The organism is Prescottella agglutinans (assembly GCF_004011865.1).
GTDB classification, from domain to species: Bacteria; Actinomycetota; Actinomycetes; order Mycobacteriales; family Mycobacteriaceae; genus Prescottella; species Prescottella agglutinans.
Window position 1 is genome coordinate 1 of record NZ_RKLP01000014.1, and the last position, 21,686, is coordinate 21,686.

21 protein-coding genes and 1 pseudogene are annotated in these 21,686 nt (G+C 68.7%); 5 read left to right on the plus strand and 17 right to left on the minus strand.

Features of this window, described 5'->3' with window-relative positions; all coding sequences use genetic code 11:
* Positions 1–366: 366 nt before the first annotated feature.
* The gene (locus tag EGT67_RS22930) at positions 367–825 is read left to right on the plus strand and encodes a hypothetical protein (protein ID WP_127918417.1); all 459 of its coding nucleotides are present in this window, start codon (positions 367–369) and stop codon (positions 823–825) included.
* A gap of 72 nt (positions 826–897) precedes the next feature.
* A pseudogene (locus EGT67_RS22935) lies at positions 898–1,792 on the plus strand (IS5 family transposase).
* On the opposite strand, the gene dapA reads toward EGT67_RS22935, so the two are convergent.
* Positions 1,789–2,682, minus strand: coding sequence for a 4-hydroxy-tetrahydrodipicolinate synthase (gene dapA / locus EGT67_RS22940; protein WP_127918418.1), 894 nt, complete (start codon positions 2,680–2,682; stop codon positions 1,789–1,791). The pseudogene EGT67_RS22935 and the gene dapA sit on opposite strands and share 4 nt — an antisense overlap.
* A 70-nt stretch (positions 2,683–2,752) precedes the next feature.
* On the opposite strand from dapA, the gene EGT67_RS22945 reads away from it, so the two are divergent.
* Positions 2,753–3,661, plus strand: a complete 909-nt coding sequence (locus EGT67_RS22945) for a LysR family transcriptional regulator (protein WP_127918419.1) — start codon at positions 2,753–2,755, stop codon at positions 3,659–3,661.
* 100 nt (positions 3,662–3,761) lie between these two features.
* On the opposite strand, the gene EGT67_RS22950 is transcribed toward EGT67_RS22945, so the two are convergent.
* From EGT67_RS22950 to EGT67_RS22975, 6 genes are all read right to left on the minus strand, one after another.
* Positions 3,762–4,172 (minus strand): hypothetical protein, encoded by a 411-nt coding sequence (locus EGT67_RS22950; RefSeq protein ID WP_127918420.1) that lies wholly within the window; start codon positions 4,170–4,172, stop codon positions 3,762–3,764.
* Between the two features lie 300 nt (positions 4,173–4,472).
* The gene (locus EGT67_RS22955; protein WP_127918421.1) at positions 4,473–5,039 is read right to left on the minus strand and encodes an ankyrin repeat domain-containing protein; all 567 of its coding nucleotides are present in this window, start codon (positions 5,037–5,039) and stop codon (positions 4,473–4,475) included.
* A gap of 8 nt (positions 5,040–5,047) precedes the next feature.
* Entirely contained in the window at positions 5,048–7,846 is a 2,799-nt protein-coding gene (gene ppc / locus EGT67_RS22960) for a phosphoenolpyruvate carboxylase (RefSeq protein ID WP_127918422.1), read from the minus strand.
* 52 nt (positions 7,847–7,898) lie between these two features.
* Positions 7,899–8,309, minus strand: coding sequence for a PPOX class F420-dependent oxidoreductase (locus tag EGT67_RS22965; protein ID WP_127918423.1), 411 nt, complete (start codon positions 8,307–8,309; stop codon positions 7,899–7,901).
* A gap of 2 nt (positions 8,310–8,311) precedes the next feature.
* Entirely contained in the window at positions 8,312–8,545 is a 234-nt protein-coding gene (gene secG, locus EGT67_RS22970; RefSeq protein WP_127918424.1) for a preprotein translocase subunit SecG, read from the minus strand.
* A 112-nt stretch (positions 8,546–8,657) separates the two neighbouring features.
* Positions 8,658–8,966 carry a hypothetical protein gene (locus tag EGT67_RS22975; RefSeq protein WP_127918425.1) on the minus strand — a complete coding sequence of 103 codons (309 nt, stop codon included), beginning with the start codon at positions 8,964–8,966 and terminating at the stop codon, positions 8,658–8,660.
* Positions 8,967–9,205: 239 nt separating this feature from the next.
* Here EGT67_RS22975 and EGT67_RS22980 point away from each other — a divergent pair, with 239 nt between their 5' ends.
* Positions 9,206–10,096: a tyrosine-protein phosphatase gene (locus tag EGT67_RS22980; protein WP_421958164.1), complete on the plus strand. Its 891-nt coding sequence runs from the start codon at positions 9,206–9,208 to the stop codon at positions 10,094–10,096.
* Between the two features lie 21 nt (positions 10,097–10,117).
* On the plus strand, positions 10,118–11,029 hold the full coding sequence (locus tag EGT67_RS22985) for a tyrosine-protein phosphatase (RefSeq protein ID WP_241566201.1): 912 nt from the start codon (positions 10,118–10,120) through the stop codon (positions 11,027–11,029).
* 74 nt (positions 11,030–11,103) lie between these two features.
* Here EGT67_RS22985 and tpiA read toward each other — a convergent pair whose 3' ends face one another.
* The 10 genes from tpiA to EGT67_RS23035 form a co-directional block, all read right to left on the minus strand.
* Positions 11,104–11,889, minus strand: a complete 786-nt coding sequence (tpiA, locus tag EGT67_RS22990; RefSeq protein ID WP_127918428.1) for a triose-phosphate isomerase — start codon at positions 11,887–11,889, stop codon at positions 11,104–11,106.
* A 3-nt stretch (positions 11,890–11,892) separates the two neighbouring features.
* Positions 11,893–13,104, minus strand: coding sequence for a phosphoglycerate kinase (locus tag EGT67_RS22995; protein WP_127918429.1), 1,212 nt, complete (start codon positions 13,102–13,104; stop codon positions 11,893–11,895).
* Positions 13,105–13,108: 4 nt separating this feature from the next.
* Positions 13,109–14,128, minus strand: coding sequence for a type I glyceraldehyde-3-phosphate dehydrogenase (gap, locus tag EGT67_RS23000; RefSeq protein ID WP_127918430.1), 1,020 nt, complete (start codon positions 14,126–14,128; stop codon positions 13,109–13,111).
* Positions 14,129–14,345: 217 nt separating this feature from the next.
* Positions 14,346–15,323: a DNA-binding protein WhiA gene (gene whiA, locus EGT67_RS23005; RefSeq protein WP_206612478.1), complete on the minus strand. Its 978-nt coding sequence runs from the start codon at positions 15,321–15,323 to the stop codon at positions 14,346–14,348.
* Complete coding sequence (locus tag EGT67_RS23010; protein ID WP_127918432.1) at positions 15,320–16,384, minus strand: gluconeogenesis factor YvcK family protein; 1,065 nt, start codon at positions 16,382–16,384, stop codon at positions 15,320–15,322. The genes whiA and EGT67_RS23010 overlap by 4 nt, the downstream gene beginning before the upstream one ends.
* Complete coding sequence (rapZ, locus tag EGT67_RS23015) at positions 16,381–17,247, minus strand: RNase adapter RapZ (protein WP_127918527.1); 867 nt, start codon at positions 17,245–17,247, stop codon at positions 16,381–16,383. Before rapZ ends, EGT67_RS23010 begins: the two co-directional genes overlap by 4 nt.
* A 29-nt stretch (positions 17,248–17,276) precedes the next feature.
* Entirely contained in the window at positions 17,277–19,409 is a 2,133-nt protein-coding gene (uvrC, locus tag EGT67_RS23020) for an excinuclease ABC subunit UvrC (protein WP_127918433.1), read from the minus strand.
* Between the two features lie 42 nt (positions 19,410–19,451).
* On the minus strand, positions 19,452–19,913 hold the full coding sequence (locus EGT67_RS23025) for a PH domain-containing protein (RefSeq protein WP_127918434.1): 462 nt from the start codon (positions 19,911–19,913) through the stop codon (positions 19,452–19,454).
* Complete coding sequence (gene ribH, locus EGT67_RS23030) at positions 19,910–20,407, minus strand: 6,7-dimethyl-8-ribityllumazine synthase (protein WP_127918435.1); 498 nt, start codon at positions 20,405–20,407, stop codon at positions 19,910–19,912. The genes EGT67_RS23025 and ribH overlap by 4 nt, the downstream gene beginning before the upstream one ends.
* Positions 20,404–21,651: a bifunctional 3,4-dihydroxy-2-butanone-4-phosphate synthase/GTP cyclohydrolase II gene (locus EGT67_RS23035; RefSeq protein ID WP_127918436.1), complete on the minus strand. Its 1,248-nt coding sequence runs from the start codon at positions 21,649–21,651 to the stop codon at positions 20,404–20,406. The genes ribH and EGT67_RS23035 overlap by 4 nt, the downstream gene beginning before the upstream one ends.
* Positions 21,652–21,686: the final 35 nt, after the last annotated feature.

The following is a 21,686-nucleotide window of genomic DNA, read 5'->3' on the forward strand; positions in this document are numbered from 1 at the left end:
GTGCGGGCATTACGGTGGGACACGAGAACCTCCGAGCGGATGTGGGCCTTAGACAAGCCACACCCCACTCGGAGGTTCTCTTCACATCAAGCCGACACGCCCGCTACCAACGTCCTGGCCGGGTACACCTAGGGCGTGTCTCCCAACTGGGCAAGGTTCAGGTGGGTTTCTTGAGGCGTGTCGCGGTTTCAGTTGCTCTCGGATGCCCCAGACAGGTGCACAGACCGGGCCCGTCTGCGACCGCAGACGGCGACCCCATCGGGACGGGGCGATGCAACGGAGGTCGGGAATGGCCGCGCCGTACCATCGCAGTGAGCGCGAAGCGCCAGGCCGAGATTCCGGCACCGGTGTGAGGGAGGGGCCAGGATGTTCGGTTGGAAGAAGAAGCGCAACGATTCGAAGATGACGCTCGACGATGTGATGTCGAAGCTCAGGCCTGACCTGAGTCGGGAATCGCTCGGAGTCGGGCCCGACTTCCCGGGCGTCGCCCCGAACCCGCTCATGAGCAGTGATGCACGCAAGCGCAATGCCGAACTGCGTACGGGGGCGCTTGCGCTCGGCGTTCTCGTCGACTGGCGGGAGGTCAACAGCAATCCACGCGTGGTCCTGATGCTCGACGTGGAGACCGCCGATGGCATCTCGTTCCGCGGTATCGCAGACGAAAGCCTCACGATCACCCAGCTCACCGGACTCGCCCCAGGACAGATGTTGCCCGTGCGCTACCGGCCGGCCGTCATGGACCACTATGTCGCCCTTGCCCGGGACGCGGACCCCGCCCACGTGCAGCAGCTCTCTGACGAGATCGCGAGCCGCAAGCGGACCTGACCCGAAGCCATTGGCCGGATCCCCAGGATGTGTCTGGCGAAGGTTGAGCGTTCTGGCTGGAACGCTGGTCCCGTGTCGCGTTTTCAGTTGCTCTCGGATGCCCAGTGGTCGTTGATCGCGGGGATGCTCCCGAGGCCGACGGGACGTCCGGGCAGGAAGTTCTCGGATGCGCGGTTGATGGTCGAGGGGATCATCTACCGCTATCGGTGCGGGATCGCGTGGCGTGATCTTCCCGAGTCGTTCGGGCCGTGGCAGACAGTGTGGACGTGGCATCACCGGATGGCTGTCGAGGGCACCTGGGACAAGGTGCTGGCGACGCTCACCGCGCAGGCGGACGCGGAGGGGCTGATCGATTGGTCGCTGTCGGTGGACTCGACGATCACTCGCGCGCATCAGCATGCGACGAACACGATCCGCCCCACAGGGGGATGGGGCGAACTACACGAATCCAGCGGTCGAGCCGCCTGATCACGGGATCGGCCGCTCGCGGGGTGGGTTGTCGACGAAGATCCATCAGCTCGTCGATGGCAACGGGCTGCCTCTGGTCACGCTGATCACTCCCGGCCAGGCCGGGGATTCTCCGATGCTGTTGCAGCTTCTGGAGCAGTTGCGCGTCGGACGGCAGATCGGGCGACCGCGCACGAGACCGGATGCGGTCCGCGGAGACAAGGCGTACTCGTCCCGCGCGATCCGGAAGCATCTGCGCGAGCGTGGTATCAAGGCCGTCATCCCTGAACCCAGAGACCAGCAGGGGCACCGCAAACGTCGCGGCTCACGCGGCGGCAGGCCTGTCGGGCTCGACGCCGCCGATTACAAGAACCGCAACGTGATCGAACGCCGGTTCTGCCAGACCAAGCAATGGCGAGGCCTCGCCACCCGCTACGACAAGCACGCGATCGTCTACCGAGCTGCCGTCCTCATCCACGCCGCAATCGCCTGGACCCACGCTTTGTCAGACATGCCCTAGCGGCGGACACTCTCGAGCGCGCCGACAATCGCCGCGGGGTCACCGGCGGGCAGCAACGGCAACCGGACGTTCGCGCTCGATATCCGGCCCTGGGCATGAAGAACGGCCTTGATGACGGTGGGGTTGGGCTCGGACATGAGCGCGCACGCAGGCCCCACGAGACCGTTGCCCAGAGTCCGTGCGTCGACGGATCTTCCGCTGCGCCACAGACGGAACAGTTCGACGAAGTCGCGAGCGCACACGTTCGCCGTCGCCAGGATCGCGCCCGATGCACCCATCGCCAGTAGCGGCGAGACCAGCGTGTCCTCCCCCGCGAGGACCGCGAACGAGTCCATGGAGGCAGTCTCCGCGAGCAGCATCGCGGTGTCGGTGTCGACCGCGCCGGCGGCCTGCTTGATCCCGACGATATGCGGGTGCTCCGCGAGTCGGACGATGGACTCCCAACCCAGTTCTCGGCCGGTGCGATACGGAACGTTGTAGAGAATCAACGGCAACCGGCTGCGATCGGCGAGGTACTCGAAGTGCGACACGACTCCGGCCTCGGACGGGCGGGTGTAGTACGGCACGACGACCAGGACGCCCGCGACGTGGCCGTTCTCGCCCAGTTCCTCGACGGCGCGCACGGTGCCGGCCGTGTCGTTGGATCCGGCCCCGACCACGAGCGGGACGCCGTGCTCGCGGCACACCCTCCCGCAGATCTCCAGGACGTCACGGCGTTCCTCGGGGCCCAGCGCGGACGGCTCCGCAGTGGTCCCCAGCGCGACGATCCCGGCCGCACCCTCCTCGATCACGCTGTGCGCGAGTCGTTCCAGATCGGCCACCGCGACCTCGCCGTCGTCGGTGAACGGTGTCACGAGTGGGACGTAGATTCCTGCTGGTCGGAAGGTCATGCACCAAGCCTCACCGACCGCAGGATCAAGATCCAGTTACGGTTTCCGATTCCAAACGTAAGCTGATCTGATGCTCGACATTCGCAGGCTCAGGCTTCTTCGCGAGCTCGCGCACCGCGGGACCATCGCGGCGGTCGCGGAGGCGCTCTCGTACACGCCCTCGGCGGTGTCGCAACAACTGGCGGCACTCGAGCGTGAGGCCGGTCGGCCGCTGTTGACACGGACGGGACGTCGAGTAAGCCTCACCCCGGCGGGCGCGGTTCTGGTCGAGCACACCGAGGCGATTCTCGCTGACCTCGAGCGGGCCGAATCCGCACTCGCCGCGAGCGACGCCGGGCTGTCTGGATCGGTTCGGCTGGGGGCGTTCCCCACCGCCCTCCAGGCGCTGGTGTTGCCAGCGCTCCTCGAAATCGGTCGCGCCGAACCGGAGTTGGAGGTGACCGTGACCGAGGCCGATCCGGCCGATGCACCGGACCGGCTGCGGGGCGGCCGGTTGGACCTCGCGCTGGTCCACGAATACGACAACGTCCCCACCGCCGTGGGATCCGGCATCGAACTCGAACCACTGCTCGACGAGATCGTCTACCTGGCCTCCGCCGCGACGCCTGACTCTCCCGGCGTCGCCGGCATCCGCGACCACTCCGGGAGTCGCTGGATCCTCGGTAACCCCGGAACCCTCTGCCACACCATGGCGGTTCGCACCTGCCAGTCCCAGGGGTTCGAACCACGCGTCACCCATCAGGTCGACGACTTCGCTACCGTCCTCCGACTCGTCGCCGCCGGCGCCGGTGTGGCGCTGGTTCCGCAGCTGGGGGCGATCGATTCCCCTGCAGGGGTGGTGCTCACGCCTCTGCCGATCGGTAGGCGTACCCGGATCGCCTACCGCCGTGGCAACCGATCCCAGCCGGCATTCGCCGCGGTGACTGACGAACTGCATCGCGCGGCCCGCCACCTTCACGTCACGGCCCACGGCAGCTGACCGCTGTCGCACAACGCCGCCACGACTGTCGAGATGCAGCGCAGATTAGCGAGACACGCCCCGCTACTTTGACGGGCCTCGGGCGAGTCGCCGAAGTTCGTCAAAGTTTGTCGCTCTTGGCGGCATGCTTGGCGCGAAGGGCCTCGAGTTGGGCAGACTTGGCCGCGGCCCTGCGTTCGCGGGTGGCGGCGGTACGACGCGGAGCCGGTGCCGGGACTGGAGGTCGGCGGGGAATGCCCGGGCGACGCGCCGCGGGCCGCGGAGGCGCGGGGGCTTCGGCGGTGCGCACCGCGTCGGCCAGCAAGATGAACGGGACGGTGAAGACCAAGAAGAAGATTCGGTACTCACCGCTGTGGAAGAACACGGCCAGGTAGATGCCGTAGCTCAGGAACGCGGTGCCGATGAGACCGTTGAAAACGTGGCGGCCGGGGTGCAGTCCGGAGGCCACCAGCGCAAAAACGATCAAGACGATTCCGCTGACGAACAGCATCGTCACATAGAAGCCGAACACGTATTTCCCCCGTCACGAGCAGATCGAACGATGATCAACCTAGATCACCGGCGCCGCGTTCGAGCAGCACTTTCAGGCAAAGACCAGGTCAACGGCGTCGAGGGTCGGCTGCGGTCTAGCTGAACTACCGTCGCGCTTCGCTAATCTTCGCTGCATCTCGACAACACGACCGCGCGCAGCCTACGGGCGCGGCAGCGCGTCACCCATGCCACAACCATCGGCCTTCGGGAATTCCCACTGTTCCGTCCCGCCCGGATTCGGGGCGTCGGGCGCTGCGTGTCGACACACTCGCGGCGGCTATCAACCCAGGTGGCGTTCCAAGCTCTCCACCAGAGGCCGATACGCAACCTTCTTGGCGAAATCCAGGGGGCTTTGCCCATTCTTCTCGTTCTTGTACCGAGGATCCGCACCGTGATTCAGGTACATTTCGACCAGTTGCACATCCTCCGGTTCCTTGACGTGGAAGACGGCGTACCACAGTGGCTGTCCCCCGTAGCGATCCGAAATCGCCAGGTCCGCCCCGTGCCGAAGCAGCAGTTCCGCGATTCTCACTTTGTTTTCGATACGCGTCCAGGTAATCGGCTGACGCTCCGGAAGCAGGTGCAGGGCCGTCCGTCCTTCGATGTTCTGAAGATTCGGATCTGCTCCATGATCCAAAAGCAGTTCGATCGATTCTGTGCGCTCCATTTCCACTGCCAGCATCAGCGGAGTGTGCAGCATGCCCTTCTCGACCTCGTCGACATCCCACCCATGCCCGACCAGCAATTCCTTCAGCTGCGACGGATCTTCCTTCATTGCCGATCTGTGGAGGCGGTACTCGTCCTGCTGCACGGCCTTCGCCGCGCGGCGCTTCCAGAAGGTCTTCACCGCGACAGCTAACCACTGTTGCGCAGCGCCGTCGCGAGCCCGTTCATGGTCAGCTGGATACCGCGGCGGACGCCGTCGGAGTCGTCGCCGGCACGGTAGCGGCGCAGCAACTCCACCTGCAGGTGGTTGAGCGGCTCGAGATACGGGAAGCGGTTGTGCACCGACCGGTCGAGCGCCGGGTTGTCCCAGAGCAGGTTGTCGTGTCCGGTGATGGCCCGGTACATCGCGAGGGTGCGGGCGTGCTCGGCGGCGATCTTGCCGAACACCTCCTCCCGCAGCGCGTCGTCGGGCACCAGTTCGGAATACCGTGCGGCCAAGCCCATGTCGGACTTCGACATCACCTGAGCCATGTTCGACAGCACGGTCCGGAAGAACGGCCACCGCTCGTACAGCCCGGACAGCGCCGCGAGTCGTTCGGTATCGCCGCCGACCCACTGCTCGAACGCGGTTCCGGTGCCGTACCAGCCGGGCAGCATCACCCGGGACTGGCTCCACGACAGCACCCACGGGATGGCCCGCAGATCGGAGATCGACTCGGTCGGCTTGCGCGACGCCGGACGGCTCCCGATGTTCAGGGCCCCGATCTCCGCGACCGGGGTCGACGCCTTGAAGTACTCGACGAATCCCGGTGTGTCGTGCACCAGGTCGGCATACGCGACGCGCGCCAGTTCGGCGAGTTCGTCGAGGATCGCGTAGGCCGGTGCGGCATCGTCGCCGAGTCCCTCCACGTCGAGCAGCGTCGATTCCAGCGTCGCGGAGACGAGTGCCTCGAGGTTGCGTCGCGCGAGGCGCGGTTCGGCGTACTTCGCCGCGATGATCTCGCCCTGCTCGGTGATCCGCAGCGATCCCTCGACCGCGCCGGGCGGCTGGGCGAGGATGGCGTCGTAGCTGGGACCGCCGCCACGGCCGACCGTCCCGCCTCGGCCGTGGAAGAGCCGCAGCCGGATTCCCGCCTTGCGGGCCGCACGAACCAGGTCGAGTTCCGCGCGGTAGAGCGCCCAGTTGGCGGCAAGGTATCCGCCGTCCTTGTTGGAATCGGAGTACCCGAGCATCACTTCCTGGCTGTCGCCGCGGTTCGCGACGAGCGTGCGGTAGATCGGCACTTCCAGGGTGGCTGTGAGGGTTTCCGCGCCGTGCCGAAGGTCGTCGATCGTCTCGAACAGCGGCACGATGCCCACCGGACAGCGCGGACCGCCCTCCCCGTCCGGGTCGAACAACCCCACCTCGGCGAGCAGGATCGCGGCCTCGAGCATGTCGCTGACCGAGTCACACATGCTGATGACGTAGTTCGGTACGGCCTCGGGACCGATCCGCCGCACCGCGTCCGCCGCCGCGTTCAGGATGCCGAGTTCCTTCGTGGTCAGCTCGCTGAACTCGGCGTGCGGGCCCGCCAGGGGTCGGCGGGTCGCGAGTTCACCGGCGAGCAACCGGATCCGCTCGTCCTCCGGCAGCGAACGGTAGTCGGGGTGCACGCCCGCCCATGCGAACAGTTCCGCGACCACCGTCTCGTGGACCTCCGAGTTCTGCCGCATGTCGAGACCGCACAGGTGGAACCCGAACACCTCCACCGAGTTTCGCAGCCGGGCCAGCCGATCGTCGGCGACGGCTCCGTCCCCGTGGCCGCGCAGCGACACGTCGATGGTCGTCAGGTCCGCGAGCAGGCCGGCCGGTGCGTCGTATCCGGGCAGGTCGCCGTCGAGGGCGTGCGCGGCGGGGTGTCCGAGGATGCGGGCGGCGGTGGCCGTGAGCCGGACCCGCAGCCCGCGGATCGCCCGGCGGTAGGGTTCGTCGGCACGGAACGCCGACTCGTCCCCGGATTCGTCGGCGAGTGCGTCGAGTTCCGGTGTCACCGTGACCAGTCGCGCCGACATCGACAGTTCCCGCTCGAGCACCTCCAGTTCGGCCAGGTGGTGTTCGATCGCCGTCTCGGCCGCGCGGTGCGTCGCCCGCCCCACCACGTCGGCGGTGACGAACGGGTTGCCGTCGCGGTCCCCGCCGATCCACGACCCCGGGCGCAGCATCGGCTCGGCGAGGACGCCGGTGCCCGGCCAGCGCGACCGGAGCGCGTCGCGCAGGTCGGCATTGATCTGCGGCACGACCGCGAACAGCGAGGCGTCGTAGTAGCGGAGCCCCACCTCGATCTCGTCCTGGATCCGCAAGCGCGACAGCCGGATCAGCGCCGTCTGCCACAGCGTCAGGATCTGCCGCCGCAACTGGACGTCGACCGCCGCCACCTCGGCCGGGTCGCCCGACACCCATTCGCGACACCGCATCAACTCCATGATCCGGTGCTGGGTCTCGAACACCGTCCGGCGCCGGGTTTCGGTGGGGTGCGCGGTGATGACCGGCGCCACCAGTGCGCCCGTGAGCGCGCGGGCGGCGGATACCGGGTCCACTTCGGCCGCATCGAGTTTCGCGTACGTGGCGGCCAGACTGCTGTCCTGCGGCGGCTCCCCCGCCCGGACGTGGATCTCGCGTCGGCGCTCGCGGTGGATGTCCTCGGCGACGTTTGCGAGCAACGCGAAATGGCTGAACGCGCGGATCACCGGGATCGCGTCAGCGGTGTCGATCCGCGCGAACAGCTCCGCCAACTGCGCCCGATCGATCTCGGACCTGCGGACCCGGAACGACTCGACGCGCGCCCGTTCGACGAGCCCGAAGATGTCGTCACCGGACTGCTCGCGCACGATCTCGCCCAGGATCCCGCCGAGCAGGCGGATGTCCTCGCGCAGCGGTTCCGTCGCCGCGCGCGACGCGGTCGAGGACGTGGACTCGGCGGAAGGCGACGACTCAGGGATCCCGGTCATGACCCGATTATCGACCGGCGACCCGTCGGCCGCAGGGCAACGCGGCGGGCGGTCAGCCCTTCCAGATCACCTTGGACGGCTTCAAGCGGACGATGACCCGCGGGGTGTCCGGGGTGTCGTGCTCCCACCGCTCGGCGCCGGTGTACTTGTTCGCCAGCTTGTGGATCAGCGAGCCGCCCGGATCGTCCGTGATGCTGGTGGTGCCCCGGATCTCGACATAGCTGTAGGGGGCGCTCGCCGGGTAGATCAGCACCGTGGCCCGCGGGTCGCGCAGCAGATTGTCGGTCTTGCGTCGTCCACGCACCGTGGAGATCAGCACCTCGTCGCCGTCACGCTCGAGCCAGACGACGGACAACTGGGGCTGCCCGTCCGGTTCGATGGTCGAGAGGGTGGCGAACTCGGGCGCGTCGATCAGTGCCGCCGCGGCGTCCGGGATCACGGTGGAACTCTGGTATCCCGCCATCGTCAGCCGAACTTGATCTCGAGCCCGATCCCGATGATCGCGATCAACCAGATCGCGGCGGTGAAGACCGTCAGCCGGTCGAGGTTCTTCTCGACCACACTCGACCCCGCCAGGCTGGACTGGACACCACCACCGAAGAGACTGGACAGACCGCCGCCCTTGCCGCGATGGAGCAGGATCAGCAGGACGAGCAGCAGACTGGTGATCACCAGCAGGATGTCCAGGAACAGTGCCATTTCGGTATTCGCTGCCCTTCACGCACGACGGATTCGGCCACTAGCGCGCCCAGCTTACCTGCAACCTGGTCGATTGGTCGCAATCCCGCCGACGCGGCGGTGCACGAGCGAGTCACATCGCCCAGACGAATGCCGTGGTGGCGGCACCGATCCCCGCCAGTGCCGCGAGCCCCCAGGCACGCACACCCCCACGGAAGCAGCCCGCGGCGACCGCGACCACGAAGGCGAAGGCGGACGTCGCCGCGACGCGCCCCCACACGCGCGCCTCGCCGGCGCGCGCGACACTGGTCGACGACGGCACCTCACCGAAGAAGCTCGCCTCGGAGATCAGCACGACGTAGACGGTCCAGGCCGGCACGACGAAAAGTCCGACGATCCCGACCCACCACGCCAGGGCGGAGAGAAGCCGCAACCGGTCCATGTCCCCCCGTTCTCGCCTGTCACGTTCCGTGTCATCACATCATTCGGTGCCGTCCGGTGTCGCCTGAGTCCCGTGGCCTCGACCGCCCGGCGAGTAGCACCCTTCATGATCCGGACCACATTTCCTCCCACTCGGTGAGACGACTCACTTATGTGGCACAACGTGCCGCACTACCTTCCGAGCAGTCCGACTGCATCCCTGTGAGGAAGGCCACAATTATGACCAAGCGCCACACAGCCCTGCGCCGTACCACCCGCACCGCCCTGACCCTGGCGGTCTCCGGATCGTTCCTGTTCGCGGGAACCACTGCCGCCACAGCGGCGGGCTCCCTCGACTTCGCCCCGTTCGGCTCCGCCGGATTCGGGTCGAGCGCCCCGACCGTCGAGACGCCGCGCCTCGCGTCGGTCGACAACTTCCGAGACGTCGCGGGCCCCGGCTACACCAACACCCTCGGACTGCGCCTGAACACCGGCGTCTTCTACCGGGCAAATGCGATCACGCCGACCGACGCAGACCTCGCGACGCTCGGATCGCTGGGGCTGTCCGCCATCTACGACCTGCGCACAAACGAGGAAGTCGCCCAGAAGCCCGACCGGCCCGTCGACGGCGCCGAGTACGTCCGCATCCCGATCCTGTCCGGCGACCTGGCCGCCGGCGTCGCGAAGCTGAAGACCCCCGACGACGCCCGGCGCTTCATGCAGGACATGAACCGCTCGTTCGTCACCGATCCCGCGGCCCGCGCCGGGTTCGCACAACTGCTCACCGACCTCGCGGACACGTCCGGCCCGCAGCTCTACCACTGCACCGCCGGTAAGGACCGCACCGGCTGGACGTCGGCGCTGCTCCTCGGGATCGCCGGGGCGTCACGGGAGACGGTCATGGACGACTACCTGCTCACCAACGAGTACTCGGCCGCCTCGATCGAGCGGAGCTACCAGGGCATCGCGGCAACGCAGGGCCAGGCCGTCGCCGACGTCTACCGGCCGCTCCTCGGCGTCGACGCCAGCTACCTGCAGGCCGGCCTCGACGAGCTGAAGGCGCAGTACGGCACCGTCGAGAACTACCTCCGCACCGGCCTGGGCCTGTCCCAGACCACCATCGGCAAGCTCGCGCTGAAGCTGCTCGGCTGACCCCGTAGAGGAGAGATTGCATTGCGCCATCACACATTTCGCCTGCGCCGTTCGACCGCAGCCGCGCTCGGTCTCACCGGCGCCCTGCTCGTGACCACCCCCACCGTCGCGGCCGCCACCCCGCTCGCACCGTTCGGGTCGGGCTCGGCCGCGTTCGGCTCGACCGCACCCGAGATCGCCGAGGCGCCGAGGCTGGCGTCCGTCGACAACTTCCGCGACATCGCCGGAACCGGCGACGGCTACGCCGGATTCGCCGGCCTGCACGTGAACCGCGGAGTGTTCTACCGTTCCAACGCCCTCACCCCGAATCCGGAGGATCTCGCGACGCTCGAGTCCCTCCGACTGACCGCGGTGTACGACCTGCGCTCCGACGGTGAGATCGCGGCCAAGGCCGACATCCTCCCCGCGGGGACGGCGTACCGGAACATCCCGGTTCTGGACGAGAACCCGGGTACCGACTACTCGTTCCTCGACACGCCGGAAAAGTCCCTCGCGTACCTCCAGGACGCCTACCGGTCGATGGTGAACGACGCCACCCCGCGCGCGGGGTTCGGTCGACTACTCACCGCGCTCGCCGACACTCCGGGCCCACAGTTGTTCCATTGCACTGCGGGCAAGGACCGGACCGGCTGGACGACGGCGCTGCTCCTCGGGATCGCCGGGGTGCCGCGCGAGACCGTCACGGCCGACTACCTGTTGTCGAACGAGTACTCGGCCGCGTCGATCGCGGCGAGCCTGGCCTACATCTCGGCAGCGAAGGGCCCCGAGGCGGCCGCCGCCGTCGAACCGTTGATCACGGTGGACCGCAGCTATCTCGACGCCGCGTTCGCCGAGGTGGACCGCAACTACGGCTCGCTCGAGCGCTACCTGACCGACGGTCTCGGCCTCTCGCCGAACACCGTCACGAAGCTGCGGCTGAAGCTTCTCGGCTGATCGGCACCGACGAAAAACGCGGGGCGCGTGACCTTTCCGGTCACGCGCCCCGCGTTCGTCCTTGTGCTACCGGATCACGGCAGCGGCCCGCCGGCCGCGATGGCCGCCAGGGTCGAGAACTCGTCCGCCTTGAGCGAGGCTCCGCCGACGAGGCCGCCGTCGACGTCGGGCTGGGCAACCAGCTCGCCGACGTTCTTGGCGTTGACCGATCCGCCGTAGAGCACCCGCACGGCGGCTGCGATCTCCGGCGAGGCCAGCTCGGCCAGGGTGGCACGCACCGCGGCGCACACCTCCTGGGCGTCGGCGGCCGAGGCCACCTTGCCCGTGCCGATGGCCCACACGGGCTCGTAGGCGACGACGATCTTGGAGATCTCGTCGGCCGACAGACCCGCCAGCGAACCGCGCAGCTGCGCGACGTTGTACGCCACGTGCTCGCCGGCCTCGCGGATGTTCAAGCCCTCACCGATGCAGACGATCGGGGTGATCCCGTTCGCCAGCGCCGCCTTGGTCTTGGCAAGCACCGTCTCGTCGGACTCGCCGTGCAGCGTGCGCCGCTCGGAGTGACCGACCACGACGAAAGTGCAGCCCAGCTTGGCCAGCATCGAGCCGCTGATCTCGCCGGTGTACGCACCCGACGCGTGGGCGGACACGTCCTGCGCACCATAGGTGAGCAGAAGCTTGTCGCCCTCGACCAGCGTCTGCACGCTGCGGATGTCGGTGAACGGCGGGATCACCGTCACGTCGACCTTCTCGAAGTACTTCGCGGGCAGCGAGAACGCGATCTTCTGCACCAGAGCGATGGCCTCGAGGTGGTTGAGGTTCATCTTCCAGTTGCCCGCGATCAGAGGCTTACGTGCCATGCCTCAGTCCTCCAGCGCCGCGATGCCGGGAAGCGTCTTGCCCTCGAGGTATTCGAGGGAGGCGCCACCACCGGTCGAGATGTGCGAGAAGCCATCCTCCGGCAGACCGAGCTGACGCACAGCCGCCGCGGAGTCGCCGCCGCCGACGACGCTGAACGCGCCCTTGCCGGTGGCCTCGATGATCGCCTCGGCGACACCCTTGGTGCCCGCCGAGAACTTCGCGAACTCGAACACGCCCATCGGGCCGTTCCAGAACACCGTCTTGGCACCCGAGAGGATCGCCGCGAAGCGCTCCACCGACTGCGGTCCGATGTCCAGGCCCATCCAGCCGTCCGGAATCTCCATGACGGAGACCGTCTTCGACTCGGCGTCCGCCGAGAACGAGTCGGCGATCACCACGTCCTGCGGGATGTGGATGACGTCCGCGTAGCGCTCGAGCAGCTCCTTGCAGGTGCCGATCATCTCTTCCTGGCACAGCGAGTTGCCGACCGAGATGCCCTGCGCCGCAAGGAAGGTGTAGTACATGCCGCCACCGATGACGAGGGTGTCGACCTTGGGGGCCAACGCCTCGATCACGGCGAGCTTGTCCGACACCTTGGAGCCGCCGAGCACGACCGCGTACGGGCGCTCGGAGTCCTGCGTCAGCTTCTGCAGGACCTCGACCTCGGCCGCGACCAGGTTGCCCGCGTAGTGCGGGAGCAGCTTGGCGATGTCGTAGACCGACGCCTGCTTGCGGTGCACGACACCGAAACCGTCGGAGACGAACGCACCCTCACCGTCGACCAGGTCGACGAGCGCCTTGGCGAGAGCCTCGCGCTCGGCGTCGTCCTTGCTGGTCTCGCGCGGATCGAAGCGGATGTTCTCCAGCAGGAGGACATCGCCGTCCGTGAGGCCCTCGGAACGCGCGAGCGCGTCCTGACCGACGACGTCGCCGGCGAGCTGGACGTTGCGGCCCAGCACCTCACCGAGCTTCGCGGCGACCGGGGCCAACGACAGCGCGGCGTCGAACTCGCCCTTGGGGCGGCCGAGGTGCGCCATCACGATGACCTTGGCGCCTGCCTCGGCCAGCGCCGAGATGGTCGGCGCGGACGCGATGATGCGACCGGGATCGGTGATCGTGTCGCCGTCCAGCGGGACGTTGAGGTCGGAGCGCACCAGCACGGTGCGGCCCTCGACCCCCTCGTCCAGCAGGTCCTTCAGCGTCTTGACAGCCACGGCGTCAGAGGGACTTCGCGACGAGGCCGATGAGGTCCGCGAGGCGGTTCGAGTAGCCCCACTCGTTGTCGTACCAGGAGACGATCTTGACCTGGTCGTCGATGACCTTGGTCAGGCCGGCGTCGAAGATCGAGGAGTGCGGGTCGGTGACGATGTCCGCCGACACGATGGGAGCCTCGGTGTACTTCAGGATGCCCTTCAGCGGACCCTCGGCGGCAGCCTTCATCGCGGCGTTGATCTGCTCGGCGGTGGCCGGCTTCGCGAGGTTGACGGTGAGGTCGGTGACCGAGCCCGTGGGGATCGGCACGCGCAGCGCGTAGCCGTCCAGCTTGCCCAGCAGCTGCGGGAGGACCAGGCCGATGGCCTTGGCCGCACCGGTGCCGGTCGGGACGATGTTCAGCGCGGCAGCGCGGGCGCGACGCAGGTCGCTGTGCGGGCCGTCCTGCAGGTTCTGGTCCTGCGTGTACGCGTGGATCGTCGTCATCAGACCCTTGACGATGCCGAACTCGTCGTCCAGGACCTTGGCGATCGGGCCGAGGCAGTTGGTGGTGCAGGACGCGTTGGAGATGATGTCCTGGCTGCCGTCGTACTTGTCGTCGTTGACGCCCATGACGATCGTGATGTCCTCGCCCTTGGCGGGCGCGGAGATGATGACCTTCTTGGCGCCGGCCTCGAGGTGGCCCTTGGCCTTCTCGGCGTCCGTGAAGATGCCCGTGGACTCGACGACAACGTCGACGCCCAGCTCGCCCCAGGGGAGCTCGTTCAGCGGGCCGCGGTGCGCGAGCGCCTTGATCTTGGTGTCACCGACGACGATGGTGTCGTCGCCCTCGAGCGAGACCTCGTGCGGCAGACGACCCAGGATCGAGTCGTACTTGAGCAGGTGAGCCAGCGTCGCGTTGTCCGTGAGGTCGTTGACCGCCACGATCTCGATGTCGGTGGTGCCGAGCGCCTTCTGCGCATCGACCGCCCTGAAGAAGTTACGTCCGATACGACCGAAGCCGTTGATGCCTACCCGGACCGTCACAGTTAGCTCCTTTGCCCATCTACTCTGGTGTGCCAGTTTTTCGCCCGCGCGAACCCCGCGAGCACGTTGATACCCACGCCGATCGAACCGAAACGCGGGATTCATCGGTCGATGTGTGTCCCACCCTAGTGCGCGCGCCCACACGGGCGCGCATCTGCCCCGGTCACCGGAAGCGGGGCACGTCCGACAAGTCGGTTTCCCGTTCGTTCCCCCTGCGTCAGGCCTCTTCGAGCAACTCCGGGGTGACCGCCGACTCGGTGTCGGGGATGCCCAGCTCCTTGGCCCGGCGATCGGCCATCGACAGCAGTCGGCGGATGCGTCCCGCCACCGCGTCCTTGGTCATCGGCGGATCCGCGAGCTGCCCGAGTTCCTCGAGCGACGCCTGCCGATGCTTGACCCTCAGGGTGCCGGCCGCCGCGAGATGGTCGGGCACGTCCTCGCCGAGGATCTCGAGCGCCCGCTCCACCCGCGCCGCCGCCGCGACCGCCGCCCGAGCCGAGCGCCGCAGGTTGGCGTCGTCGAAGTTGGCCAGACGGTTCGCCGTGGCGCGCACCTCGCGCCGCATGCGGCGCTCCTCCCACGTCAGACGCGTGTCCTGGGCGCCCATCCGGGTGAGCAGGGCGCCGATCGCCTCACCGTCGCGCACCACCACCCGGTCGGTGCCACGGACCTCGCGCGCCTTGGCGGTGATCCCCAGCCGGCGGGCGGCACCGACGAGCGCGAGCGCCGCCTCCGGGCCCGGGCAGCTGACCTCGAGCGCCGACGAGCGGCCGGGCTCGGTCAACGACCCGTGCGCCAGGAACGCACCCCGCCACGCCGCCTCGGCGTCGCCGACGCTGCCGCCGACGACCTGGGCGGGAAGCCCACGCACCGGCCGGCCGCGCATGTCGAGCAGCCCGGTGCGGCGGGCGAGCGCCTCGCCGTCCTTGGCGACCCGCACCACGTATCGCGACCCCTTGCGCAGGCCACCGGCGCTGAGCACGTGCACGTCCGAGTGGTAGCCGTACAGGTCGAGGATCTCGCCGCGCAACCGGCGCGCGATCGATCCCATGTCGACCTCGGCCTCCACGACGACGCGGCCGCCGACGATGTGCAGACCGCCCGCGAAACGCAGCAGCGACGACACCTCCGCCTTGCGGCAGCTGACCTGCGTGACCGCGAGCCTGCTGAGCTCGTCCTTGACCTCGGCTGTCATCGCCACGTGGCGCTCTCCCTTCCCCCGGCTGTCCGTTCGGCGGCCTGTTCGTTCACGTCGTGCACGTCCTCCCGGCGCGCACCGACGGGTGCCGGCGCGGAGAGCCGGTCCAGCACGGCGGCGAGCTTGCCCGCGTGATGCTTGTGGGTTCCGTCCTCCGCGACGTCCGCGTACACGACATCCGCACCCAGCTGCTGCGCAGCTCGGCACAGGTGATCGCGTTCCCGGCCCGCCGGAACCGACGCCGAATCGACGACGATGTGGTCCACGCGCAGGTCCGGCGCGTGCTGGCAGAGTACGTGCAGGTGACGCTCCGCGGAGAATCCGGCGGTCTCCCCCGGCTCAGGCGCGAGGTTCAGGATCAGCACCTTGCGGGCGGACGCCCGCCGCACCGCGTCGCGCAGTTCCGGGACCAGGACGTGCGGAATGACGCTCGAGAACCACGATCCCGGACCGAGCACGACGAGGTCGGCCACGTCGATCGCGTCGAGTGCCTCCGGGCACGCGGGCGGGTTGGCCGGGCGCAGCCGCACCCTTCGGACCTTCCCCGGCGTCGTGGCGACCGCGACCTGTCCGCGGATGCAGCGGCTGACCCGGGGATCGGTCTCGAGCCCGACGACGTCCGCCTCGATCTCGAGCGCGACCCGCGACATGGGCAGCACCCGCCCCTCGACCTCGAGGAGGCGACCGACGGTGTCGAGGGCGGCGACCGTGTCGCCGAGCACCTCGGTGAGTCCGGCCAGGATCAGGTTGCCGACCGAGTGGCCGGCGAGCGCGCCGGTGCCACCGAAGCGGTGTTGGACCGTGTCGGTCCACGTCTGCACGCGCGGCTCCCTCGCCGCGAGCGCGGCCAGCGCCATCCGCAGGTCACCCGGCGGGATCACACCGAGCTCGCCGCGCAGCCGACCCGAGGACCCGCCGTCGTCGGCGACGGTCACCACCGCGGTGACGTCCGAACTCAGTCGCCGGGCGGCGCTGAGCGTCGCGTACAGGCCGTGTCCACCGCCGAACGCGACGATCCGAGGCGCGCGGCCGTCCCCGCGCAGTCGATCGTCGCTCATTCGCGCCCCACATCGCGGTGCACGACGCGGACGGCGAGGCCGTCCTCCTTCCGCAGAAGTGCCGCGAGCGCCTCCGACATGGCCACGCTGCGATGCTTGCCGCCGGTACACCCGACCGCGATCGTCATGTAGCGCTTTCCCTCCCGGCGGTAGCCCGCCGTCGTCAGTTCCAGCAGGCGCAGGTACGTGTCGAGGTACTCCTCGGCCCCGTCCCGGGACAGGACGTAGTCCCGCACCGCCTCCTCCAGTCCGGTGTGTTCGCGCAGTTCCGGAATCCAGTGCGGATTCGGCAGGAACCGGACGTCGCACACCATGTCCGCGTCCATCGGCAGGCCGTGCTTGAACCCGAAGGACTGCACCGTCACCTGGATCTCGCCCCGACCCTCGCCGCCGAAGGCGGTCTCGATCTTCTCGCGCAGCTCGCGGACCGCGAGCGCCGACGTGTCGACGACGAGATCGGCCGCCGCCTTCGCGTGCGCCAACTTGACGCGCTCGGCGGCGATCCCCTCCGACAGCGTGCCTTCCTTGCTGTCGCTCTGCAGCGGATGGCTGCGGCGCACGTGCTCGAAACGGCGGATCAGCACCGAATCGTTCGCCTCGAGGTACAGCACCCGCATCTGCACGGGCATCCGCTCGAGCTCGTCGATCACGCGGGCGAGATCACCCGGGAAGGGTCGGCTGCGGACGTCGATCACCACGGCCAGCCGACGAATCGGCGGGTCGGATTCGACACCGAGGTCGACCATCCGCGTGATCAGTTCCGGCGGCAGGTTGTCGACGACGTACCAGCCGAGGTCCTCGAGGACCTTGGCCGCCGTGCTCAGCCCGGCCCCGGACAACCCCGTGACGAGCGCGACCTCCATGCCGCCCTCGCCACGTTCCTGCTGGTCGCTCACTGGAGTCTCTGTCCTGTTCGTTCCGATAAGTCGATGTCCGTCACATCATCCCCCACCGTCGCCGGTCCCGCAGTGACATCAGACCCCGCGTCCTGCTCTGCGTCGCCGCCACCGAGCGCATCGAGCACGGCCCGCGCGGTCGCGACACCGATGCCCGGCACCTCCGTGATCTCCTCGATCGTCGCGTCCCGCAGCCGCGCCACCGAACCGAAGTGCTTGACGAGCGCGGTTCGCCGCGTCTCGCCCAGACCGCGCACCGAATCGAGCGCGGACGCCGTCATCCGCCGCGACCGCTTGCTGCGGTGGAACGTGATCGCGAAGCGGTGCGCCTCGTCGCGGACCCGCTGCAGCAGGTAGAGCGACTCGCTGGTGCGGGGCAGGATGACCGGGTCCTCCTCCCCCGGCACCCACACCTCCTCGAGCCGCTTCGCCAGGCCGATGACGGCGACGTCGGTGATGCCGAGTTCGTCGAGCACCTCCGCGGCCGCCGCGACCTGCGGGGCGCCGCCGTCGACCACGAACAGGTTCGGCGGGTACGCGAACTTGCGGGGACGGCCGGTCGTCGGATCGAGGGCGGCCTCCGGCGCGAGATCGCCGCCGTCCCCGTCCACCCTTCCGGCCGCTCCGGCGTCCCGGTTGTGCCGCAGGAACCGTCGACGGGTGACCTCGGCGATGCTCGCGACGTCGTCGGAGCGGCCGTCTCCGGCAGCCTCCTTGATCGCGTAGTGCCGGTAGTCCGACTTGCGCGGCAACCCGTCCTCGAAGACGACCAGCGACGCCACGACGTCGGTGCCCTGCACGTGGCTGATGTCGACGCACTCGATCCGCAGCGGCGCCGAGTCGAGATCCAGCGCCTCCTGGATGCCCTGCAGCGCCGCCGACCGCGACGTGAAGTCGCCGGCCCGCTTCAGCTTGTGCTGCGCCAACGCCTCCTTCGCGTTCCGCTCGACGGTCTCCGCGAGCGCCTTCTTGTCGCCCCGCTGCGGGACCCGCAGCTTCACCGCCGAGCCGCGCAGCGCGCTCAGCCACTTCTGGACCTCGTCGGCATTGCGCGGCAGCACCGGCACCAGGACCTCGCGGGGCACGACGTTGGCCGGTTGGTCGGCCGGACTCCCGCCCGCGCCGAGGGCGGCCTGCTCACCGTAGAACTGGGTGAGGAACTGTTCGACCAGGATCGCGGCCTCCGAGTCGGCCCCGGCGGACCCGGAACCCGCGCCGTCCAGGGCGACGGCGTCGCGCTCGATGACGTCGCCGGCCTTCTCGACCACCCACCCACGCTGACCGCGCACCCGGCCGCCGCGGACGTGGAACACCTGGACCGCGACCTCGAGGTCGTCGGACGCGAACGCCACCAGGTCGGCGTCGGTGCCGTCACCGAGGACGACGGCCTGCTTCTCGAGTGCCTTCCTCAGTGCGCCGACGTCGTCGCGCAGCCGGGCCGCGGTCTCGAAGTCGAGGTCCTCGGCCGCCTCCTGCATCCGGGCCTCGAGCTGTCGGACGAGCCGGTCGGTGCGGCCGGACAGGAAGTCGCAGAAGTCCTCGACGATCTGCCGGTGCTCGGCGGCACTGACCCGGCCGACGCACGGCGCCGAGCACTTGTCGATGTAGCCGAGCAGGCAGGGCCGGCCGATCTGGTTGTGCCGCTTGAAGACCCCCGCCGAGCAGGTTCGCGCCGGGAACACCCGTAGCAGCAGGTCGAGGGTCTCGCGGATGGCCCACGCGTGCGAGTACGGACCGAAGTAGCGCACACCCTTGCGGCGCGGCCCGCGGTAGACGAACAGCCGCGGGAACTCCTCGTTGAGCGTCACCGCCAGCACCGGGTAGGTCTTGTCGTCCCGGTACCGGACGTTGAACCGCGGGTCGAACTCCTTGATCCAGTTGTACTCGAGCTGGAGCGCCTCGACCTCGGTGCTGACGACCGTCCACTCGACACTGCCCGCGGTGGTGACCATCTGCCGGGTCCGCGGGTGCAGCGACGAGACGTCGGCGAAGTACGAGTTGAGTCGCGAGCGCAGACTCTTCGCCTTGCCGACGTAGATCACGCGGCCGTGCGGATCACGGAACTTGTACACGCCCGGCTCCACCGGGATGGTTCCGGGCGCGGGACGATACGTCGAAGGATCAGGCACGATTCAAGGCTAGTCGGCAGTACCGACGGTATTCGCTCGCAGTCACTCCGTGCGCGAGCCCGTGTACTTCGCCTCGAGCTCACGGAACCTATGGACGGCGTGCACGGCATGATCGCCGTCGTTGGCCTGGATCGCCATCACCGGCACGTATTCGTCGTCGGGCAGCTCGATCCGTGCCCACGATGCACCGTCCGGGAACGAGAGCCCCTGTTCGAGGTCCCACTCGATGAAGCGCTCACCGAGGACGTTACGGACGGCGATGCCGCGCGGCCCTACCCTCAGGCGCGGACGCGTGAGGAGCAGGACGCCGCATGCGAGAAGGACTCCGATTCCCGCCATCGCGAACTGGTCCACCAGCCGGAAGTAGACGCCGGTCGCCGACGTCCGCAGCAGGATCGCCAACGTGACGTGCACCAGCACCAGCACACCGGCAGCGATCCACGCGTACTTGGCCGACTTCTTCGACCGGACCTCGAAATCCCACTCGCCCTGCGGAGAGCTCATCGCGACGTCGACCCCGTCCGGTGGCGTCGCAGCTGCGCCAGCGTCACGGCCGTGTCGATCGCCGCTGCGCATGCCTCGCCGCCCTTGTCCTCCACCGAGCCGGGCAGACCCGAACGGTCCAGCGCCTGCTGCTCGGTGTCGGTGGTGAGCACGCCGTTCCCGACCGGGGTGCCCTCGTCGAGGGAGACTCGGGTGAGGCCCGCGGTCACCGCGTCGCACACGTACTCGAAGTGCGGGGTGCCGCCGCGGATCACGACGCCCAGCGCGACGACGGCGTCGTGCGACTTGGCGAGCTCCTGCGCGACCACCGGCAGCTCGATCGCGCCCGCGACCCGCACCAGCGTCGGCTCCTCGATCTGCGCCTGCTTCGCCACCCGCTTGGCTCCGGCGATCAACGCCTCGCTGATCTCGGGGTGCCACTGACCGGCGACGATCGCAAGCTTGAGGTCCTTCGCCATCCCGAGCTGCAGGTCGGGACGTCCCACACCGCTCACAGGGCGTCACCGGCCTCGAACTCGTCGAGTCCGATGAGGTCGTGACCCATGCGGTCGCGCTTGGTACGCAGGTAGGTCAGGTTCTCGGCGTTCGCGCGCAGCGGCATCGGGACCCGATCGAGGATCTGCAGGCCGTAGCCGTCGAGTCCGACCCGCTTGGCCGGGTTGTTGGTCAGTAGGCGCATCGACTTGATGCCGAGGTCGACGAGGATCTGCGCGCCGATGCCGTAGTCCCGCGCGTCGGCCGGCAGCCCCAGCTGGAGGTTCGCGTCGACGGTGTCGGATCCGGCGTCCTGCAGCTGGTAGGCCTGCAGCTTGTGCATCAGGCCGATGCCCCGGCCCTCGTGTCCGCGCATGTACAGGACCACACCGCGGCCCTCCTGCGCGATCATGTCGAGCGCCGCGTCGAGCTGCGGACCGCAATCGCAGCGCAGCGAGCCGAAGACGTCGCCGGTGAGGCACTCGGAGTGGACGCGGACCAGCACGTCGCTGCCGTCCTGATCCGAGATGTCGCCGCGCACGAGGGCCACGTGCTCGACCTCGTCGTAGATGCTCTTGTACCCGACGGCGGTGAAGTCGCCGTGCCGGGTGGGGATGCGGGCCTCGGCGACGCGCACGACGTGCTTCTCGTGCTTGCGACGCCACGCGATCAGGTCCGCGATCGAGATCAGGGCCAGGTCGTGGTCGTCGGCGAAGACCCGAAGCTCCTCGGTCTGGGCCATGTGGCCCTCGTCCTTCTGGCTGACGATCTCGCAGATCACGCCGGCCGGACGCAGGTCCGCCATGCGGGCGAGGTCGACGGCGGCCTCGGTGTGGCCGGGACGACGCAGGACGCCGCCCTCCTTGGCCCGCAGCGGGACGACGTGACCGGGTCGGGTGAAGTCCTGGGCACCGCTGTTCGGGTCCGCCAGCAACCGCATCGTCGCGGCGCGGTCGGAGGCCGAGATGCCGGTGCCGATACCTTCGCGCGCGTCGACCGTGACGGTGTACGCGGTGCCGTGCTTGTCCTGGTTGGTCGCGTACATCGGCGGGAGACCGAGTCGGTCACAGTCCTCGCCGTCGAGCGGGACACACAGGTAGCCGGACGTGTAGCGCACCATGAACGCCACGAGTTCCGGGGTGGCCTTCTCGGCCGCGAAGATGAGATCGCCCTCGTTCTCGCGGTCCTCGTCGTCGACGACCACAACCGCTTTACCTGCGGCGATATCGGCGACTGCGCGCTCGATGCTGTCGAACCTGGTCACGTGCTTGGGCTCCAAAATCTTGAACTGGTGTGCTC

Coding starts and splice junctions, on each gene's coding strand:
- EGT67_RS22930 (WP_127918417.1), top strand. CDS start 367: ATGTTCGGTTGGAAGAAGAAGCGCAACGATTCGAAGATGACGCTCGAC.
- dapA (WP_127918418.1), bottom strand. CDS start 2,682: ATGACCTTCCGACCAGCAGGAATCTACGTCCCACTCGTGACACCGTTC.
- EGT67_RS22945 (WP_127918419.1), top strand. CDS start 2,753: ATGCTCGACATTCGCAGGCTCAGGCTTCTTCGCGAGCTCGCGCACCGC.
- ppc (WP_127918422.1), bottom strand. CDS start 7,846: ATGACCGGGATCCCTGAGTCGTCGCCTTCCGCCGAGTCCACGTCCTCG.
- EGT67_RS22965 (WP_127918423.1), bottom strand. CDS start 8,309: ATGGCGGGATACCAGAGTTCCACCGTGATCCCGGACGCCGCGGCGGCA.
- secG (WP_127918424.1), bottom strand. CDS start 8,545: ATGGCACTGTTCCTGGACATCCTGCTGGTGATCACCAGTCTGCTGCTC.
- EGT67_RS22975 (WP_127918425.1), bottom strand. CDS start 8,966: ATGGACCGGTTGCGGCTTCTCTCCGCCCTGGCGTGGTGGGTCGGGATC.
- tpiA (WP_127918428.1), bottom strand. CDS start 11,889: ATGGCACGTAAGCCTCTGATCGCGGGCAACTGGAAGATGAACCTCAAC.
- whiA (WP_206612478.1), bottom strand. CDS start 15,323: ATGACAGCCGAGGTCAAGGACGAGCTCAGCAGGCTCGCGGTCACGCAG.
- EGT67_RS23010 (WP_127918432.1), bottom strand. CDS start 16,384: ATGAGCGACGATCGACTGCGCGGGGACGGCCGCGCGCCTCGGATCGTC.
- rapZ (WP_127918527.1), bottom strand. CDS start 17,247: ATGGAGGTCGCGCTCGTCACGGGGTTGTCCGGGGCCGGGCTGAGCACG.
- EGT67_RS23025 (WP_127918434.1), bottom strand. CDS start 19,913: ATGAGCTCTCCGCAGGGCGAGTGGGATTTCGAGGTCCGGTCGAAGAAG.